This is a genomic window from [Flexibacter] sp. ATCC 35103 (assembly GCF_001975985.1).
Lineage (GTDB): Bacteria > Bacteroidota > Bacteroidia > Flavobacteriales > Flavobacteriaceae > Flavobacterium.
The window spans coordinates 44,206-64,505 of the sequence record NZ_MTQF01000017.1 but is presented as its reverse complement, the minus strand read 5'-3'; the positions used below and the strand labels follow the sequence as shown (position 1 = coordinate 64,505).

The 20,300-nt window shown below is 34.1% G+C and carries 19 protein-coding genes and 2 tRNA genes; 18 read left to right on the top strand and 3 right to left on the bottom strand.

Annotated elements, in window-relative coordinates; translation table 11 throughout:
- Positions 1-39: 39 nt before the first annotated feature.
- The 18 genes from BXU01_RS23060 to BXU01_RS22975 all read left to right on the top strand — a co-directional run bounded on the left by BXU01_RS23060 (position 40) and on the right by BXU01_RS22975 (position 16,686).
- Positions 40-1,248 (top strand): anhydro-N-acetylmuramic acid kinase, encoded by a 1,209-nt coding sequence (locus tag BXU01_RS23060; RefSeq protein ID WP_083696101.1) that lies wholly within the window; start codon positions 40-42, stop codon positions 1,246-1,248.
- A gap of 355 nt (positions 1,249-1,603) precedes the next feature.
- Complete coding sequence (locus tag BXU01_RS23055; RefSeq protein WP_083696099.1) at positions 1,604-3,175, top strand: glycoside hydrolase family 10 protein; 1,572 nt, start codon at positions 1,604-1,606, stop codon at positions 3,173-3,175.
- Entirely contained in the window at positions 3,162-4,478 is a 1,317-nt protein-coding gene (locus BXU01_RS23050) for an MFS transporter (RefSeq protein ID WP_083696097.1), read from the top strand. Before BXU01_RS23055 ends, BXU01_RS23050 begins: the two co-directional genes overlap by 14 nt.
- 21 nt (positions 4,479-4,499) lie before the next feature.
- Positions 4,500-4,841: a hypothetical protein gene (locus BXU01_RS23045; RefSeq protein ID WP_056249386.1), complete on the top strand. Its 342-nt coding sequence runs from the start codon at positions 4,500-4,502 to the stop codon at positions 4,839-4,841.
- Between the two features lie 26 nt (positions 4,842-4,867).
- Positions 4,868-5,317 (top strand): GNAT family N-acetyltransferase, encoded by a 450-nt coding sequence (locus BXU01_RS23040; RefSeq protein WP_083696094.1) that lies wholly within the window; start codon positions 4,868-4,870, stop codon positions 5,315-5,317.
- A 2-nt stretch (positions 5,318-5,319) separates the two neighbouring features.
- Positions 5,320-6,933: a glycoside hydrolase family 3 protein gene (locus BXU01_RS23035; RefSeq protein ID WP_083696091.1), complete on the top strand. Its 1,614-nt coding sequence runs from the start codon at positions 5,320-5,322 to the stop codon at positions 6,931-6,933.
- A gap of 136 nt (positions 6,934-7,069) precedes the next feature.
- On the top strand, positions 7,070-7,708 hold the full coding sequence (locus tag BXU01_RS23030) for a peroxiredoxin (RefSeq protein WP_065450690.1): 639 nt from the start codon (positions 7,070-7,072) through the stop codon (positions 7,706-7,708).
- A gap of 214 nt (positions 7,709-7,922) precedes the next feature.
- Positions 7,923-8,231, top strand: coding sequence for a co-chaperone YbbN (locus BXU01_RS23025; RefSeq protein WP_007805605.1), 309 nt, complete (start codon positions 7,923-7,925; stop codon positions 8,229-8,231).
- Between the two features lie 108 nt (positions 8,232-8,339).
- Positions 8,340-8,597, top strand: a complete 258-nt coding sequence (locus tag BXU01_RS23020; RefSeq protein ID WP_017495510.1) for a hypothetical protein — start codon at positions 8,340-8,342, stop codon at positions 8,595-8,597.
- 583 nt (positions 8,598-9,180) lie between these two features.
- On the top strand, positions 9,181-9,678 hold the full coding sequence (tpx, locus tag BXU01_RS23015) for a thiol peroxidase (RefSeq protein WP_083696089.1): 498 nt from the start codon (positions 9,181-9,183) through the stop codon (positions 9,676-9,678).
- Between the two features lie 18 nt (positions 9,679-9,696).
- A complete protein-coding gene (locus tag BXU01_RS23010) occupies positions 9,697-10,071 on the top strand; it encodes a diacylglycerol kinase (RefSeq protein WP_083696087.1) in 375 nt (124 codons plus the stop codon).
- 17 nt (positions 10,072-10,088) lie between these two features.
- Complete coding sequence (locus BXU01_RS23005; RefSeq protein ID WP_083696085.1) at positions 10,089-12,533, top strand: DNA translocase FtsK; 2,445 nt, start codon at positions 10,089-10,091, stop codon at positions 12,531-12,533.
- Between the two features lie 7 nt (positions 12,534-12,540).
- Positions 12,541-13,233 (top strand): outer membrane lipoprotein carrier protein LolA, encoded by a 693-nt coding sequence (locus BXU01_RS23000; protein WP_165689827.1) that lies wholly within the window; start codon positions 12,541-12,543, stop codon positions 13,231-13,233.
- A 6-nt stretch (positions 13,234-13,239) separates the two neighbouring features.
- Positions 13,240-14,694, top strand: a complete 1,455-nt coding sequence (locus BXU01_RS22995) for an LptF/LptG family permease (RefSeq protein WP_083696083.1) — start codon at positions 13,240-13,242, stop codon at positions 14,692-14,694.
- Positions 14,695-14,696: 2 nt separating this feature from the next.
- The gene (gene ribB, locus BXU01_RS22990; RefSeq protein WP_083696081.1) at positions 14,697-15,830 is read left to right on the top strand and encodes a 3,4-dihydroxy-2-butanone-4-phosphate synthase; all 1,134 of its coding nucleotides are present in this window, start codon (positions 14,697-14,699) and stop codon (positions 15,828-15,830) included.
- A gap of 3 nt (positions 15,831-15,833) precedes the next feature.
- A complete protein-coding gene (locus BXU01_RS22985; protein ID WP_056249405.1) occupies positions 15,834-16,232 on the top strand; it encodes an acyl-CoA thioesterase in 399 nt (132 codons plus the stop codon).
- A gap of 140 nt (positions 16,233-16,372) precedes the next feature.
- A tRNA-Ser gene (locus tag BXU01_RS22980) sits at positions 16,373-16,460 on the top strand.
- A gap of 141 nt (positions 16,461-16,601) precedes the next feature.
- Positions 16,602-16,686, top strand: a tRNA-Ser gene (locus BXU01_RS22975).
- Between the two features lie 280 nt (positions 16,687-16,966).
- Here BXU01_RS22975 and BXU01_RS22970 read toward each other — a convergent pair.
- The 3 genes from BXU01_RS22970 to BXU01_RS22960 all read right to left on the bottom strand — a co-directional run bounded on the left by BXU01_RS22970 (position 16,967) and on the right by BXU01_RS22960 (position 20,274).
- Positions 16,967-17,941, bottom strand: a complete 975-nt coding sequence (locus tag BXU01_RS22970) for a glycoside hydrolase family 43 protein (protein ID WP_083696078.1) — start codon at positions 17,939-17,941, stop codon at positions 16,967-16,969.
- Between the two features lie 108 nt (positions 17,942-18,049).
- The gene (locus tag BXU01_RS22965; RefSeq protein WP_083696076.1) at positions 18,050-19,228 is read right to left on the bottom strand and encodes an aldose epimerase family protein; all 1,179 of its coding nucleotides are present in this window, start codon (positions 19,226-19,228) and stop codon (positions 18,050-18,052) included.
- Between the two features lie 23 nt (positions 19,229-19,251).
- Positions 19,252-20,274 carry a family 43 glycosylhydrolase gene (locus tag BXU01_RS22960; protein WP_083696074.1) on the bottom strand — a complete coding sequence of 341 codons (1,023 nt, stop codon included), beginning with the start codon at positions 20,272-20,274 and terminating at the stop codon, positions 19,252-19,254.
- Positions 20,275-20,300: the final 26 nt, after the last annotated feature.

Genomic DNA, 20,300 nt, shown 5'->3' with positions numbered 1-20,300 from the left:
AGCGTTATCAAATAAATGCTTTCCTAAAACATCATTTTAATGAACAAAAACATAAGTGCTCTCTATGAAATTGCTCAAAAAGAGACCCGAAAAATAATAGGATTAATGTCCGGAACTTCGCTTGACGGACTTGACATTGCACTTTGCGCTATTTCTGGCGCAGGCGAAAATACAGCCGTAAAAATTCTGGAGTTCGAAACCATCAATTATACCGAAGATATTAAAACCGAAATCCGTAAGGTGTTTGCAAAAAAAACAATCGATTTTCAGCATCTTGCTTTGTTAAATGAATGGATCGCAATTCTGCATTCCGGAATGGTGAATGATTGTCTGCAAAAATGGAATATTCCCGCAAATGAAGTCGACTTAATTGCTTCGCACGGGCAAACAGTTTTGCACGCTCCGAAGTTTTTACATCAGCAGGAAAAATTTCCTAATGCGACTTTGCAAATTGGCGATGGCGATCATATTGCGGTAAAAACCGGAATTATCACTTTATCTGATTTCAGACAAAAACACGTTGCTGCAGGTGGCGAAGGTGCTCCTTTGGCCGTTTATGGGGATTATTTATTGTTTAGCAAAAAAGGCGAAAACCGAATCATGCTCAACATGGGCGGAATTGCAAATTTTACCTATTTGCCTGCTTCGCTAAACGCCAGTGAAGTTTTTGTAACGGATACCGGAACTGCAAATACTTTAATAGACATTTATACCAAACATTATTTTCCTGAAAAAAGTTATGATAAAGATGCTCAAATTTCTCAAAGCGGCACCGTAAACCTAGAGCTTTTATCAGAATTAAAAAAGGATCCTTTCTTCCGGAAAAGCTTTCCTAAAACGATTGGTCAGGAACTATTTAATTTTGAATTTGTACAAAATGCACTTTTAAAAACAGGTTTAAGTACTATTTCGGCACCAGATTTGTTAGCTACTTTAACACGTCTTAGCGCAGAGACCATTTCTGAAGCGATTGGGTTTGTAATAAAAAATACCGGAATACCAATTGCAGAATTTACTGTTTATATGTCCGGCGGTGGCGCAAATAACCCGTTGTTAGTGCGATGGTTAAAGGAATTACTGGCTTGCGATTTTCAAAAAAGCGATGATTTGGGGATTGCTGGTGATGCGAAAGAAGCAGTTTTATTTGCCGTTTTAGCCAATGAAACTGTTGCAGGCGGAGATTATAATTTTGGTTCAAAAAAAGGAATTCCGTCTGTTACAATGGGTAAAATTTCTTTTCCTGATTAAAAAAGTTATTATGATTTGCGCGATTTTTTTGCCACAGATTAAAAAGATTAGCACCGATTATTTTAATTTGAATTTAACGCAGATCCAAAAAGATTGAAGCAGATGCGCACAGATAATTTATAAAAATCGAAATTAAATCTGCAGAATCTGAGTGAAACAAAATCACTTAAAAAATGATTCGGAGAAATTGGTACAATTGATTTGCCTATTAGTTATCGATCGGGTCGTGTTAAAAAAAATATTAAAGAATCCTTTATATTAAAACTGAATAAAAACCGTTCAAATTATAATTTATTAATTATTTACTATAGTCCGCTAAAAAAACTATTTTTGGTTTCTGTTAAAAAAGATTAAAATGCATAAAAATCAGCAATTACTTTTCTCTATCTTATTTTTATTTTTCTTTGGATTAATTTCTAATGCACAAGAAAAAACTTTATACCCTAAAAACGAATTTAGAGGGGTATGGATTGCAACCGTGGTAAATATAGACTGGCCTAAAACAGCCACTGACGGCGTAGAAAAAGAAAAAGCTGATTATCTGGAGATCTTAGAAGCGTATAAAAAGCTAAATTATAATGCCGTAATTGTTCAGGTTCGAAGCGTTGGTGATGCTTTTTATCCATCAGAACTGGCGCCTTGGTCCCGTTTTTTAACAGGTAAAGAAGGTCAGGCTCCAAACCCATATTACGATGCATTGGCCTGGATGATTGACGAAGCGCATAAAAGAGGTTTTGAATTTCATGCCTGGCTGAATCCGTATCGTGCAACTTTCGATTTAAACAAAAATCTTTTAAGCCCAAATCACGATCTTTTTAAACATCCGGAATGGATGATCGAATATGGCGGAAAATATTATTACGATCCTGCGTTGCCTGAAGTTCAGGAACACTTAACAAAAGTTGTAAAAGAAGTGGTTGATAAATACGACATCGACGCGATTCATTTTGATGACTATTTTTATCCTTACACTGTTCCGGGAAAAGTTTTTAATGATACGGCATCTTTTAGAAAATATGGTTCAGGTTTAACTCTTGCTGATTGGCGTCGTGCGAATGTAAGCAACTTTGTACACGCTATTTCGACAACTATAAAAGAAAGTAAACCATGGGTACAATTCGGGATTAGTCCTTTTGGTGTTTGGCGTAACAAATCTGTTGATCCTAAAGGTTCTGAGACACAATCGACTTCAAATTATGATGATTTGTATGCAGATCCTGTTTTATGGATGGATCAAAAATGGATCGATTATATTATGCCTCAATTGTATTGGAGCATGAATAACCCAAGAGCTTCTTATTCGAAATTAGTAAAATGGTGGTCTGAAAACTCTAATAATACAGCGCTTTATATTGGTCACGCTTCTTATAAAATTAGAGGTGACAGTGACAAAAGCTGGAATTTTGCAAGTGAAATCCCAACGCAGATTGATTTTGCCAGAAGTTTCAAAAAAGTAGGCGGAAGCGCTTATTTTAGTGCAAAATGGTTCATGAATAAAAACTTTGATATTGTTCGCCTGCTGGAAGAAAGCCAATATAAATATCCTGCGCTTCCAATAGCAGTTCCTAACTTAAGACGTATTGTAATTGATATTCCAAACGTGACCGAATATGCCAAAGACAGTATCAAATATACGTTTACGATCAAATCTCCTTTAAACACAAAAGTGCGTTATATGGTGGTTTACGGCGCAGAACATATCTCGAAAATTGATACAAACGATGCTACAAAAATTATAGATAAAATTACCATTTGTGAAACAAACGGGTTAATTACATTTTCTGTTCCGGCAGAAAAAATGAATCAGTATAAAGCTTGTGCTGTGACATTTATTGATTATTTTGCGAACGAAAGTACCCCAACTACGATCGACTTAAAAAAGACATTTAAAACCTATTTACCTGCTCAGCCTAATGAAAACAGATAATAAACCCTGGTTCTGGATTCCGCTTCTTAATTTTGCATCTGGATTGCCTTATGCTGTCATTATCTCAGTTTCGGTCATTATGTACAAAAATCTGGGAATCTCAAATGAAGATATTGGAGTTTATACCAGTTTATTATACTTACCATGGGTTATAAAACCGCTTTGGAGTCCGTTTATTGAATTGCACGGAACCAAAAGAAAATGGTTTTTATCAATGCAATTGCTTATTTCTGTCGCCTTTTTACTCGTTGGTTTTACAATTCCCGCAAGTGGTTTTTTCATCATGACTCTGGCGATATTCTGGGTTGCAGCTTTTGCCTCGGCTTCTAATGATATTGCCAGCGACGGTTTTTATTTATTGGTTTTACCGGAAAATCAGCAATCATTCTTTTTAGGGATCAGAAGTACATTTTACAGACTTTCATTACTTGCCGGAAACGGATTAATTGTGCTTCTTGCCGGTTATCTGGAACACAAATACGGAGACAATACAAAAGCATGGTCCTATACCATGATTGCCGTAGGTTTATTAATGACTTTTATAACCGTTTATAATTTTATTTTTACCCCAAAAAATGAAATTAATAGTATTGATGATAAAAATGTACACCATCATCAAAATTTTTCAACTGTATTTGTAAGCTTTTTTAAGAAAAAGCAAATTGGTCTTGTCCTGACTTTTATCTTGGTTTTCAGACTTGGAGAATCTCAGCTGCTTAAAATGTTAAGTCCTTTTTTACTGGATAAAAAAGAATTGGGAGGAATGGCTTTGGAAACTGAATCTGTCGGGATCATTTATGGAACTTTAGGGATTCTGGCATTGACAATTGGCGGAATTTTAGGTGGTATTGCTATTTCTAAACACGGCCTTACAAAATGGATGCTTCCTATGTTTTTAGCGATGCACTTGCCTATTCTTGGTTTTATAGGATTGGCGCATTTTCAACCTGAAGAACTTTTTCATCTTCATCTAAATTTTTATTTTTTCGAAATAAATTCCCCTCTTAATCTTTATACCTGCATAACCGTAATCCTGGAACAATTTGGCTACGGATTTGGTTTTACGGGATTTATGATGTTTTTAATTCATGTTGCCGAGGGAGAATCAAAAACATCACATTATGCTCTTGCAACTGGTTTTATGGCATTGGGAATGATGCTTCCGGGAATGTTAAGCGGTTTTATACAACAATATTTAGGCTATCAAAACTTTTTTATATGGGTTTTTATAGCGACAATTCCGGGATTGATTCTTTCGAGATTTTTAATTTTCCCAAAAGATTTCGGTAAAAAAACAGAATAATAGCAATACAATATAACGCCCATGGAAATCAATGAAAACATCCAGGTTGAACGAAACCTGAAAGCAATTGAATTTGAAAAAGCAGGAGAAATTGAGAAAGCAATTGCGTTATACGAAGAAAATATTACCGAAGGTTTTAAAGGAAATCATCCTTATGACCGATTGGCAACTATCTACAAAAACCAACTTGATCTCGACAATGAGATTCGGGTTTTAGAAAAAGCCATTATCGTTTATGAAGAAATAACGATCGAAGACCGACTGGAAGGTTTGCCAAAACTTTTTCGTTTTAAAAACCGACTCGAAAAAGCCTTACACACTAAAACACAGCTCGCTAAACAAAAGAAAAGCAAGCTTAAATAAAGAATAACTTTTAGCGCATTTTTATCATGATTAGTTTAAAAAGAACCGACTCTGACGATATCGATTTTCAAAAACTGGTAGTTTTATTAGACCAGGATTTAAAAATCAGGGACGGAGACGATCACCTATTTTATAATCAGTTTAATAAGACTGATAAAATAAAACATGTCATCGTTTTTTATGAAAATGATATTGCCGTAGGTTGTGGCGCTTTTAGAGAAAAAGAAACTCATACAGTCGAAATAAAACGAATGTATGTACATCCCGATCATAGAAAAAAAGGAATTGCATCGCAGGTTTTAAAAGCTTTAGAACTCTGGGCAGCAGAAATAAAATATCCTTACACTGTTCTGGAAACAGGAAAAAAACAACCTGAAGCAATTGCTTTGTATCAAAAATCAGGTTATTCGATAATTCCGAATTATCCTCCTTATGAAAAAATGGATAATAGTGTTTGCATGAAAAAGACTTTATAATAATGAAAATGACAGCTCAGGCATTAAAACAAAAAGTGGGACAATTTTTTTTTCCCGCAGTATTCATAAACGATACCGAAGAAAATATTCAGGAAACGGAACGTTTAATCAAGGAACACAATATTGGCGGATTGACTTTTTTTCATAGTCGTGCCAGTGCAGCAACCAATTACGAAAGCAAGAAAAAAGTTGTTTTTAACGACGATAGTTATCAAAAAATAAAAGATCTGATTGTTCGGTATCAAAAAGCCGCTTCTACTCCACTTCTAATCAGTATTGATGCAGAATGGGGTTTGGCAATGCGTATCGAAAAAACACCACAATATCCATACGCAATTACGCTTGGTGCATTGCCGGAAAGCAAATCTAATTTGGTTTATGAAGTTGGCAAACAAATAGGTTTAGATCTTAAAGCTGCCGGAATTCATTATAATTTATCGCCTTTGGCAGATATCAACAATAACCCGAATAATCCGGTTATTGGATATCGCTCTTTTGGTGAAAACAAAGAAAAAGTTGCTGATTTTGCAGTTGAATATCTTAAAGGAATGTCTGAAGTTGGAATTTTAGGCTGCCTGAAACACTTTCCCGGACACGGAAATACCAATGTTGATTCGCATTTAGGATTACCGGTTTTAAATGAAACGCTTGAAGAATTACTGGAAAACGAATTATATCCTTTTATTAAAGGGATCGAAAATAATGTCGATTCAATTATGATTGGACATCTTGCCGTTCCGAGTTTAAATGACGGGAAAAATACATCGGCTACTTTATCAAAACCAATAATCGAAAATCTTTTACGAGAGAAATTAGGTTATGATGGTTTGGTAATTTCTGATGCCTTAAACATGCACAGCGTTTCGAAATTATACGAAACAAAAGGCGAACTCGAATGGGAAGCTTTTAATGCCGGAAACGATATATTATGCTTTGCCGAAAATGTTCCCGAAGGAATCGAAGCGATTCTTAAAAATGGTTCACCGGAACGTATCGAAGAAAGTTTTAACCGAATCATGAAAGCCAAAGAAAAAGTTGGAATTCTGTCTGATAATAACTTTACTTCAGGTGAATTAAATTTCGAACGCGCCTCAGCATTAAATCTTGAAATTGCTCAACATTCAATCACAAAAATTATTGACAACTCCAATACTGATTTAGCTTTTGAAGCGCAAAAAAACAATCAGTTAGCTAAACTGAGTTTATATAAAGGTGTTGAGAATACTTTCTGTAAAACCATAAATTCAAAATTTGAATCTCCGGAATTTGCATTTGAGAATTTAGAAGTTTCAGATATTTCCTCCATCAAAAATGAATTAACAAATTTTGATACCATTATTATCTCGCTATTTGTTCCAAAAGCAAAACCTCAGAATAATTTCGAAATTAATACTGAAGTTTTAGAATTACTTTCAGATGTGCTGCAAACTAAAAAATGTATTATTTACGTTTTTGGGAATCCGTATGTTTTGCCAATAATTCCACATCTTAAAAAGGCTTCTGGATTAATTCAGGTTTATCAGGATTTTAATGAGTTTCAAAAAAATGCAGGAATTCAATTTATTGAAAATTCAATTTGCAACGGAAAACTACCCGTAAATATTGACTTACAATAAGTTACAAATCAACAAAAAGAATCTATAGTCAAATACTATCAATCAATAAATTTTTATAATCACAACTTATTGTAAGTAACCTTACTTATACCCTACTTTTGCACCAGAAATAAATTTTTAACGTAAAACGAAAAATATGTCTTTAGTAGGAAAAAAATTCCCAAGTATTGCAGTAGATGCTATCTCAGAAATGGGTGACAACTTAAAAATCAACATTTTTGAAGAAGCAGTAAACAACAACAAAAAAGTATTATTGTTTTGGTACCCAAAAGATTTCACTTTTGTATGTCCAACTGAATTACACGCCTTTCAAGCTGCATTACCAGAATTTGAAAAAAGAAATACTATCGTAATCGGAGCTTCATGTGACACAAACGAAGTACACTTTGCCTGGTTAAACACTCCAAAAAACAATGGTGGAATCGAAGGTGTAACTTACCCAATCTTAGCGGATACAAACCGTAACTTATCTAATATCTTAGGAATTTTAGATATCGATTCTACAGAATACAGCGAAGAAACTGACTCAGTTATCATCGAAGGTTCTAACGTAACTTACAGAGCTACTTACCTTATTGACGAAACTGGAAAAATCTTCCACGAAAGCGTAAACGACATGCCATTAGGCCGTAACGTAAACGAATATTTACGTATGGTTGATGCTTATACTCACATCCAGGAAAAAGGAGAAGTTTGTCCAGCAAACTGGGAAGCTGGAAAAGAAGCTATGTCTGCTGACAGAATTAGTACTGCTGAATACTTAAGCGCAAACTAATTTTTTTATAAAAGGTACAAAGGTTCATAGGTACAGAGTTGCAAAGGTTTTTGCTGCTCTATAACAAAGTTTAAAAACTTTGTTCTTTTGAACCTTTGTCACTTTAAAATTATTCTAAAACATACAAAGCTACAGAGCACGAAGAATAAACGAAGTTTAAAAAAAACTTTGTCCCTTTGAACCTTTGCCTCTTTGAACCTTAAAAACAAAACAAATGTTAATCGACTTAAACGAAGATACGTTAGCAGATTTAGTTGCTAAAAACGAAAAAGTAGTAGTACAATATTCAGCTTCATGGTGTGGAAATTGCCGTATTATGAAACCAAAATTCAAAAAATTAGCAACTGAAAATGAAGCTATCACTTTTGTTTTGGTTGATGCAGAAAATTCTCCGGAATCAAGAAAATTAGCCAATGTAAGCAACTTGCCTACTTTCGCAACTTTCGTAAACGGACAATTAGTTGGAGAAACTCAAACCAACAAACAAGAAGTTCTAATCGACTTGGTAAACGCAATTGCTTAATGAGATTGGTTAGACTTACTTAGATTTTTAGACTTCATAGACGTTGTCTAAATTTTCAAAAAAAGTCTAAGAAGTCTAAGAATGTCTAAAAATCTAAGAAATCTAATTATGAAATTACCCGTAATAAAGCAATTGACCCAATTTATCGAAGAAAACGATCAGGATTATATCATTGAAACGATTGAAGTTCTGGAAGCGATGACTGAAATTCCGTCTTTAAAAGATGAAGAATTAGATGTAATTGGCGAATTAATTTCAAATATGTATGGTGCGCTTGAAGTACACAAAATGGTAGTTCAGGGCACAGATAAAAAAGAAGCTTTAAATGCGTTTATGAAACGTGTTTTAGGTTCTATCGATAAATAATCGACCTCTTTTCCTAAGAAGAAAAATAAAAAAACATGACTTAAAAAACGCTTTCATTCCAAGGAGGCGTTTTTTTTTGGTTTTCAGTTTTTAGTCGCAGTTTTTAGTGTTCAGTCTCAGTGTTCAGTCTCAGTATTAAGTCTCAGTTTGCTGTTTTCAGCACAATCTTGTCATCCTGAGCGAAGTCGAAGGTTACATCAGAAACTCCGTAATCAAAAGCGAAAATCTTTGTCGAGCTTCTTGTGGAGATTTATCATTCCTCAAAATGAAAAATTGAACAACAAAGTCCCATAAGGGACGAATTATATTGTAAGGATGGATTTTAATCCATCTACACAATCATAATCGACAATCTTTATCGAGCTATTTGTTTCCCTTCGACTTCGTTCAGGATGCCAAAAATGAGAAAAAAAAATCTGTGTAAATCCGCAGAAATCTTTATTATCCGCGTACAATCCATACCCAAACCTTAGATACCTATTCATAATAAAAATCAAGTCTTAATCTATACTTAAAGCCGTAACAAATACTTTTAGATTCAAATTTTAATCCTTACTTTTGAACCTCATTAAAAAAAATTATCATGGCTTCAATAACATTAGGAGGAAATCCTGTTCATACATCTGGTGAGTTACCAACAGTTGGATCACAACTTGCTGATTTTAAATTAGTACAAAACGACTTATCTGTTGCTTCATTAAGTAATTTCGCCGGAAAAAAATTAGTTTTAAATATTTTTCCAAGTGTTGACACAGGAACTTGCGCAACTTCTGTTAGAAAATTCAACGAAAGTGCCAGCGGATTAGAAAACACAACTGTTTTATGCATCTCAAGAGATTTACCATTTGCTCAAAAACGTTTTTGTGGAGCTGAAGGATTAGAGAATGTTGTAAATTTATCTGATTTTCAAGAAGGAACTTTTGGAAAAACAAATGGTTTAGAAATCGTTGACGGACCTTTAGCAGGTTTACATTCAAGAGCTATTATTGTTGTAGATGAAAACGGAAAAATTACTCATACGGAACAAGTTGCTGAAATTGCAAACGAACCAAATTACGAAGCAGCTTTAGCAGCACTATAATACAATAATACCCTATAAATGGAGTTTCAAAAAGATAATACTTTTGTTACAGGTCGATTAAAAAGTATGACATATGCTTTTAATGGTGCTGTAAAACTTATAAGAACAGAACACAGCATTATGGTTCAATTTTCCTTAGGGATTTTTATGACCATTGCAGGGTTCTATTTTCATATTTCACAAACCGAATGGCTTTGTCAGACAATGGTAATCGGTTTGGTTTTAGCTGTTGAGGGATTAAATACAGCTGTTGAAAAAATAGCTGATTTTATTCATCCAGATTACAGCAAACGCATCGGATTTATTAAAGATATTGCTGCAGGAGCGGTATTTTTTGCCGCAATGACAGCAATAGCAATAGGCTTGATCATTTATATCCCAAAATTTATATAGGCAACAGGAACGCAAGAATGGCAAAATCAACAAAAAAAGAAACTGTAGACAAAAAAAACGCACCAAAAACCGAGATTCTGAAATCTTGGAGACCCAACAAACAACAACGCTTTGTTTTGGGTTGCCTTTTGGTACTATTTTCTATCGCATTATTAGTTGCATTTATTTCTTTTTATGTCAACGGACAATGGCAAACAGATCAAAGTGCGGTGAGCCAGCTTGGCGATCGCTCTGAAGTAGTGCAAAACTGGCTCGGGAAATTCGGTGCCTTTCTTGCCGATCTTATTGTATATAAAGGTTTCGGAATTGCCTCTTTTGTATTAGTTCGATTATTTTTTCTAACCGGAATGTTTTTAGCATTAGAACTCTCAACCAAAAAATTAAAAGGTATTTGGTTCTGGGATTTATTTGCCATAATCATTATTTCTGTTTTATTTGGGTTTTTCGCAACATCTGCACCAGAATTAGGCGGAACAATTGGATATGAACTAAATTTATTCCTGCAGGATTATATTGGAAAAACAGGTACTTTACTAGTATTGCTTTTTGGATTAATCATCTATTTGATCTTTAAAATAAAATTATCGCCGGAGAAAATTCAATCTTATTTTGATTCTACCAAAAAAGAATTCAAATCTGAATTGGGTTCTCTAAAACCTCAGGCAGAAAGTGCTTATAATCTGGAAGAATTTGCGATCGAAGAAGATCCTGAATTGGATAACATTCACTTAAAATCTAACGATACTCAATTCGAAATCAACAAAGAAGCTTTAAAACCTACTATAAATCACTCGTCTGAAATAGATTTGAATCCGGTTGTAAAACCAGTTCAAATGGATATAAAACCAACGATAGTTACTCCTGTCGTCCACACGGAAGAATTTGTTATCGAAAAAGCCGAGGAAGAAGATATTATAGAAGAAAACCTGGCTTCACGCCTTGTAGCTGATTTTGGATTATTTGATCCAACGCTGGATTTATCGAATTATAAATTTCCAACCATCGATTTATTAAAAGAATATTCGACTGGCGGAATTACCATTAATCAGGAAGAATTAGAAGAAAATAAAAATAAAATTGTAGATACACTTCGCAACTACAAAATAGAAATTGCACAGATTAAAGCAACCGTTGGACCATCTGTAACTTTATACGAGATTGTACCGGAAGCAGGAATCAGAATCTCTAAAATTAAAAGTTTAGAAGATGATATTGCGCTTTCATTATCTGCTTTAGGAATTCGTATTATTGCGCCAATTCCAGGAAAAGGAACAATTGGTATTGAGGTTCCAAACAAGAACCCAACAATGGTTTCTATGAAAAGCGTTATTGGATCTGCGAAATTTCAGGAAGCTGAAATGGAGTTGCCAATTGCATTAGGAAAAACAATTTCGAACGAAACATTTGTTGTCGATTTAGCCAAAATGCCTCACTTATTGATGGCAGGAGCTACCGGACAAGGAAAATCTGTTGGACTGAATGCTGTTTTAACTTCACTTTTATACAAAAAACATCCAGCCGAGGTGAAATTTGTTTTGGTTGATCCGAAAAAAGTAGAGTTAACATTATTTAATAAAATAGAAAGACATTATTTAGCCAAACTTCCAGATGCGGGAGACGCTATTATTACTGATAATGCAAAAGTAGTCAATACTTTGAACTCACTTTGTACTGAAATGGACAATCGTTATTCATTATTGAAAGATGCGATGGTTCGTAATATCAAAGAATACAATGATAAATTTAAAGCGAGAAAATTAAATCCTGAAGCAGGACATCGTTTTCTTCCTTATATTATATTAGTTGTCGATGAGTTTGCCGATTTGATTATGACTGCCGGAAAAGAGGTAGAAATTCCTATTGCGCGTTTGGCTCAATTAGCGCGTGCAATTGGTATTCACTTGATTATTGCAACACAAAGACCATCTGTTAACGTTATTACAGGTTTGATTAAGGCGAATTTCCCTGCCAGAATTGCTTTTAGAGTAACCTCAAAAATTGACTCGAGAACGATTCTTGATACACAAGGAGCTGATCAGTTAATTGGTCGTGGAGATTTATTATATACCAACGGAAATGATGTGGTACGTGTACAATGTGCCTTTATTGACACTCCCGAGGTCGAAAAAATTACGGATTTTATTGGTTCCCAAAAAGCATATGCCACAGCATATTTGCTTCCGGAGTTTGTTGGAGAAGAAACTGGCATTAATCTTGATATGGATATTTCTGAAAGAGATACCTTATTTAGAGAAGCTGCTGAGATTATTGTCAATGCACAACAAGGTTCAGCTTCATTATTGCAAAGAAAATTAAAATTGGGTTACAACAGGGCCGGTCGTTTGATCGATCAGCTGGAAGCAGCAGGAATTGTTGGACCGTTTGAAGGCAGTAAAGCAAGAAGCGTAAACATATCTGATTTAAGTGCTCTTGATCAATTTTTTAATAATGAACAAAATTAATCCAATCATGAAAACAAAAATTCAGGAAATCCAAAACAATTCTATTACTAAGATGACTAAAAAGTGCTTTCAAATAGCCGCTATATTGCTTTTGAGCTTCACTTCTATTCAGGCTCAGGATAAAAAAGCCAAAGATTTATTGAACGAAGTGACTAGTAAAATAAAGAGCTACGACAATATTGTTATTGATTTTAAATATTCTTTGAACAATGCTAAAGAAAATATAAATCAGGACAGCAAAGGAAATGTAACCATGAAAGGAAATCAATATGTATTGAATTTTATGGGCGTTACTAAAATGTTCGACGGGCAAAAAACTTACACAATCAACCCTGAAGACGAAGAAGTGACCGTATCTAAAGTAAACGAAAAAGATGACAATGCAATTACACCATCAAAAATGCTTACTTTTTTTAATTCCGGTTATAAATACAACATGGATATTGTGCAAAATGTAAAAGGAAGAAAAATTCAATACATAAAATTAGCCCCAACCAGTGCAAAAGATCAAAGAAAAGAAATTCTTTTAGGTATTGATGTTCAGACAAAACACATCTACAATTTAATTGAAACTGGTAAAAATGGAACAAAAACCACTTTAACCGTTAATTCTTTTAAAACCAATCAGCCTTTATCAAAAAATCAATTTACCTTTGTAGCGAGCAAATACCCAAAATACTACATCAACAAATTAGACTAATTAAGGTTGAAAATTTTAGACAAATACTTACTAAAAACATTTCTGATTACATTTACTACGGTATTTGTAATCCTTTTTTTTATATTCATACTTCAAACCGTATGGCTTTTTATCTCTGAACTTGCAGGTAAAGACCTTGATTTGCTATTGGTTATAAAATTTCTTTTATTCTCAATGCCCCGAATAATTCCGTTGGTATTACCATTATCGGTTTTACTGGCTTCTATTATGACATTTGGAAATTTGGCCGAGAATTATGAATTCGCCGCCATGAAATCTTCCGGGATATCACTTCAGAGAGCGATGCGGGTTTTGATAATTTTTATCTTCGTTTTAAGCATTGTAGCGTTTTGGTTTGCGAATAACGTGATTCCATACGCTGAATACAAGTTTATCAATTTCAGAAAAAATATCGCTCAGGCAAAACCTGCAATGGCAATTGCTGAAGGGCAATTTAATGATGTTGGTTTTTATAATATTAAGGTAAATAAAAAATCAGGTGAAAACGGAAATATTTTAACCGGAGTTACTATTCACGAAAAACCCAATAACGTTGGCGAAAACAAAACAGTTATTAAGGCAAAAGACGGGGTATTAATGAGTAATGAAAAGTCCAGCATTTTAAAACTTGTTTTAAACGATGGGTATTATTATCAGGATGTTACTCCAAAAAAATATGAAGATCGTGCAAAATTACCTTTTGTAAAATCTTCTTTTAAAAAGCAAATCATCAATATTGACTTATCTGAATTAAACAAAACCGACGAAGACAAAGAAAATATAAACGGTACAAATGCAATGCTAAATGTTAACGAATTGCGTTATACTTTAGATTCATTGAATAAAAACCTGGATAATGAGATTATATCCTTTTCAGAAAACATCAACCAGCGTGTTGGAATTAGAAAATCTCCTGTTGTTATAAAATCAGATAAGAAGAAAAAGGTACTTCCTGACAATCTTTTATCTCTTTACACGAATAAGCAAAAATCAGATATCCTGAAAATGGCTACCGGCAATGTGACCAGTAACATTTATTCGATTGAAACGACTCAAAAAGATTTAAAAGATAAACAACGCGAAATAAACAAACATCTAACTGCTTTATATGAAAAGTTTGTAATTGCTTTTGCATGCTTTTTAATGTTTTTTATTGGCGCTCCATTAGGCGCTATTATTCGAAAAGGCGGACTTGGTTTGCCAATTGTCTTCGCTGTTTTAATTTTTATTACTTTCCACTTTATCAATACTTTTGGAAAAAGAGTTTCGCAAGAAGGCGGTATGACTCCGTTTATGGGTTCATGGATGTCCTCATTTATATTGTTGCCACTGGCTGTATTATTAACATATCGTGCGACAAACGATAATGGATTAATCAACTTTGACGCCATTACTACTCCAATATCACAACTGTTTCAAAAAATTTCAGAGCGGTTTTTCCCTGCTCAAAATCAAAAATAATTATGTCAACAACAAAAATACAACTGAATACCATTGAAGAAGCTATAGAAGATATTCGTCAAGGTAAAGTAATCATTGTAGTCGATGATGAAGATCGTGAGAACGAAGGTGATTTTTTGGCTGCAGCCGAAAAAGTAACACCTGAAATGATCAATTTTATGGCTACTCACGGACGTGGATTGATTTGCGCTCCTTTAACTGAAAGCCGTTGCAAGGAATTAGATCTAAAACCAATGGTTACCAACAATACTGATCATATGGAAACTGCTTTTACAGTTTCGGTTGATTTAAAAGGACATGGTGTAACTACAGGAATTTCTGCCGCAGACAGATCTAAAACTGTTTTAGCATTGACAGATTCTAATATCAAACCTCATGAATTAGCAAGGCCAGGACATATTTTTCCTTTAGTAGCCAAGCAAGGAGGTGTTTTAAGAAGAACCGGCCATACAGAAGCCGCTATTGATTTCGCGAGATTAGCAGGATTTAAATCAGCAGGTGTTATCTGCGAAATTTTAAATGAAGACGGAACGATGTCACGTTTGCCTGAATTGGTAAAAGTAGCTAAGAAATTTAATTTAAAATTAGTTTCTATCGAAGATTTAGTTGCTTACAGAATGCAGCACGATAGCCTGATTGTTAAAAAAGAAGATTTTGATATCGAAACCCGTTTTGGAACTTTTAGATTAAGAGCTTACGAACAAACGACAAATAAACAAATTCATATTGCTTTAACAAAAGGAACATGGAATCTTGGAGAACCAATCTTAACAAGAATTAACTCTTCGCAGGTAAATAATGATTTGTTAGGCACTTTGACTAATAATGCCGAGCAGCAATTAGACGATATGTTTAAGGTTATTAATGAAAACGGAAAAGGTGCCGTATTATTCATAAATCAGGATATGACAGCTGTAAACTTACTAAACAGAATTGCCGAACTTAAAACATTGCAGGCAGAAGGTACAATGAAAGCACCAAAAGTAATTATAGACAGTAAAGATTACGGAATTGGAGCTCAAATTTTACATGACATTGATATCTCTAAAATCAGATTAGTATCAAATACAGAACAAACAAAACGTGTTGGAATGATTGGATATGGACTTGAGATTACAGAATACGTAAGCTACTAACATATGGGAACATTAGAAGAAAGAATTGTAAAATCTGAGACGCACATATTTAAAGCCGTTTTTCCGAGTACTACAAACCATTATGACACGTTATTTGGCGGAACCGCGCTTCATCTTATGGACGAAGTTGCATTTATTTGTGCCACACGTTTTAGCCGTAAAAAAGTAGTTACAATATCGACTGGCCAAATTGACTTTAAAAAAGCGATTCCGGCCGGTACATTAATCGAATTAGTAGCAAAAGTAGATAGCGTTGGAAGAACCAGCTGTAAAATTCATGTTGATATTTTTATGGAACAAATGTATTCTGAGCTTCGCGAAACGGTAGTTTCAGGAACTTTTTCGTTTGTTGCGGTTGATGAAAACAAAAAACCAACACCAATTTTAGATGATTTGGATTAATTTTTGAAAAAAAATGATTTTCGGGAATACTGATAATTAGACACTTAAAAATTAAGTTAAAAAAATCGCTAAAAAAGTTTTTATAATCGGAAAAGCGCACTATATTTGCACTCGCAATCACAAAATGATCGCGACATACTGGAGAAATGGCAGAGCGGTCGAATGCGGCAGTCTTGAAAACTGTTGACTGTAACAGGTCCGGGGGTTCGAATCCCTCTTTCTCCGCCAGTATTTAAACCCTCAACAATCGTTGAGGGTTTTTCTTTTTTATTATATTATTTTCTTTATAAATAGTTCCCGAAAAAGTTTTGAGAACCGAAAAAGCGTCTTATATTTGCACTCGCAATCACAAAATGATCGCAACATACTGGAGAAATGGCAGAGCGGTCGAATGCGGCAGTCTTGAAAACTGTTGACTGTAACAGGTCCGGGGGTTCGAATCCCTCTTTCTCCGCTGAAGGCGTAAAACGAAAGAAAACAACTTTTACAATAAGCCTGGAAAAAAGCAAAACCTGCAAATCAAATGATATGCAGGTTTTTTTATTTTATACCCGTTTTTTATATTTATAAATAGAAATCCCTCCTACTCAGGTTTATTTAGTAAAACTATTTTTAGTCACAAAACCTATAGTTATAATTGGCTATAATCAAATAGATGACCCTATTAAAAAGAAACTATTCAGTACAACATATATAATCAAATTTGATCGTTAAAAACTACTAATTTTATTCCTTTAATTTTTTAAAAAGTTAAAACTATCATTTATTGCTTTTAATTCATTACCAACAAATTCAACATCAATAATCGCAGCTTTTCTTGGAGAAACAGCACTTTCACTAAAGTGGGTATGTAAGACATAATGCATTTTATTGTTTTTATCCAAAAAAACATCGCCATGACCTATTCCGTTTTGTTTGGTATTTTTTCTACTAATGATCGGACTGTCTTTTGATTTTTCCCAAGGTCCAAGCGGACTTTTACTAGTGGCATAACCTACAGCATAATCTAAATTTCTGAAATCATTTGCAGAATAAATCAGGTAATATAAACCATTGTGTTTTAAAACAGTGGGACCTTCTGTAACTGGCCAGCTTACATTTTGCGTATTTTCCCAAGGTAAAGTTCCGGAAATACATTCGGTTAAGGTTTCCGATTTTATACTTTGAAGATCGTCGTTGATTTCTGCGACAAAAATCCTGTTACCGTTGGTTAATCGAACATGATACAAATATTTTTTTCCATCATCATCAAGAAAAACAAACGGATCAATTTGGTTTCCGGTTTTTATAATTGGTTCTTTTGATTCATTTTTAAATGGTCCAAGCGGACTGTCGCTCATTGCAATCGCAATATTTTCATTCGCCGTATAAATCATGTAAAATTTGTTTTGATACGAAAGAATCTGGGGTGCCCAAAAGCCTTTGTCTCCAAAAGCATCCCCTTTTTTTAGGGCAAGACCATTTTGTGCACCAACTGGACCTTTCCAGTCTTTTAAATCTGATGAAATATAAACCTGAAAACCTTCGCCATTTGGAGTATCTCCTGTTGTGGTTCCGTACAAATAATAGGTTCCTTTATTATAAAAAATCGTTGGATCAGCCAGTAAAATTGAATTCGATTTTACTTCTTTTGGTTTGTCTGCATTTTTTTCCTGCGAACAGGCTGAGAAAATGCACAGTGATGTTATTAGGGTTAGTATTTTTTTCATTTTTTGATGATTTAAAATTGATCCATCTCAATCGCAAAGAGCGTTAAGTATTTCTTTGAGCAGAAAATTATTTTTGCGCTCTTGCTAAAACCGCCTTTTGCGATTAAACTACTTTTTCACAGAAAACTGATAATAAGAAACCGTATGATACTTTTCTCCCGGCTTTAAAACAATTGGTGCAAATTTTAGCTGATTTGGTGCGTCTGGAAAATGTTGTGTTTCTAGTGCAAATGCCGTTCTGAAATCGTCTTTTGAACCCGATTTAAAAGTATTTTTTGACTGCATGAAATTACCGCTGTAAAATTGCAATCCCGGCTCTTCTGTAAAAACATCTAAAATAATTCCTGATTTATCTCCGGAAATAGTCGCCGCATGATTTAATCCGTTTTTCTTTGTTCCGTTTAAAACATAATTATGGTCATAGCCTTTTCCAAATTTTAACTGCTCCTCTTTTGTTTCGATTCTTTCGCCAATAGTATGTTTTGAAGTAAAATCAAAAGGGGTGTTTTTTACCGGTCTTAATTCACCAGTCGGAATTAAACCTTCATCAACAGGAGTAAATTCATTTGCATAAATCTGCAATTCGTGATTTAAAATGGTACCGCTTCCTTCTCTGTTTAAATTAAAAAAAGCATGGTTTGTTAAATTAACAATCGTCGTTTTATCTGTTGTCGCTTCGTATTCCATTTTTACCGAATTGTCATCTGTAACCGTATACGTTACTTTTACAGTCAAATTTCCAGGAAAACCTTGTTCTTTATCTGGCGAAACATAAGTAAAAGCTAAACTGCTTTCGCTTGCTTTTTCGGCATTCCAAACTACATCCTGAAAACCTTTTACACCACCGTGCAAGGCATTTTTCCCATTATTTAATGGTACCTGATATTGTTTTCCTTCTAATGTAAACCTTCCTTTTCCAATTCGGTTTCCAACTCTTCCTATTGTGGCTCCAAAATAAGGTTCAGTAGAAGTTTTAAATTCTTTTACACTGTTCATTCCAACTACAACATCAGTGGGTTTTCCGTTTTTATCCTTAACCCAAAGTCCAATTAATCTTCCGCCATAATTAGTAAAAGCAGCTTTAATTTCTTTATTTTCTATCCAGTATAAATTGACTTTTTTACCATCGATTATGGTATCGAAATTTTTAGTTTCTAAAACCGTTTTAACTGAATCTGTTTTTATTTCAACCGTTTCTTTTACAACATTATTTTCCTTTTTATTGTCTTTACAATTAAATTGAAAAAGTGCCATTAAAACAACCGCAGCAATTTGAATATTTTTCATTTTATAAATTTTAAATGTTCGTATTATTTTGAAGGAATTGCCAATTTGGTTTCTTCACTCACAGGTTCCCCTAAAACTGGAAATCCATTTGCATCCCAATTGACTTTTTGCATTCTTGGTGATCTTTTGTTACCGCAACCTTCTCCCGGATTTGAATTGGCATGATATAAAATCCAGTCTTCTTTTCCGTCAGGAGATTTAAAAAATGAATTATGTCCCGGCGCATATACCTTATTTTTATTTGATTGTTTAAAAATTGGTTCAGGAGATTTTGTCCATGCCGATGCCTCTAATAAATCAGCAACGCCATTAAAAGTTAATAATCCTAAAGAATAGAAATCTGTCCAACATCCGCTTGCCGAAAAAACAATGAAAATTTTACCATTTCTTTCTAAAAACTGAGGCCCTTCATTTACATTTACCTGTGCAGGATTTACATCATCATGCAATGCTCCATGGGTTTCCCAATCGTTTACTGGCGATGAAATCAGAACACGATCGCCGTCAATTTCAAGCGGATTTTTCATTCTTGCTATGTAAATATTCTGTTGTCCGTTTGTATCGCCTTCCCAACCGGCCCAAATCATGTAAAGCTGTTTTTTATATTCAAAAACATTTCCATCAATTGCCCATTTATCTGTTTTTGCTGCAATTTTTCCTTTAAATTCAAACTTTCCTTTAAAAGGATCTGATGATTTATTTTCTAAAACATACATTCTGTGATTGTTGTTGTCGCCATTATCTGCGGCAAAATAACAATACCATTTTCCGTTTATGATATGAAATTCAGGCGCCCATATTTCAGCCGAATAATTTGTGTTTTCAGGCGGTGTCCAAATCACTTTGCTTTCAGCATTTTTAATATCTGATAAATCTTTTGTTTTCCATAAAACTAATTTATTTCCAAGCGTATTAGTGTAGTAATAATAGCCTTTGTAATAGGTACTGTAAGGGTCTGCACCTGATGGAAGAATGGGGTTTGTGAATGTTTTTTGCTGAGCAAAACTTAGTGTTGTAAACAGAAAAAGAATGAGGTATTTTTTCATTTTAGTTTTTTATTGTTGGGCTTTTT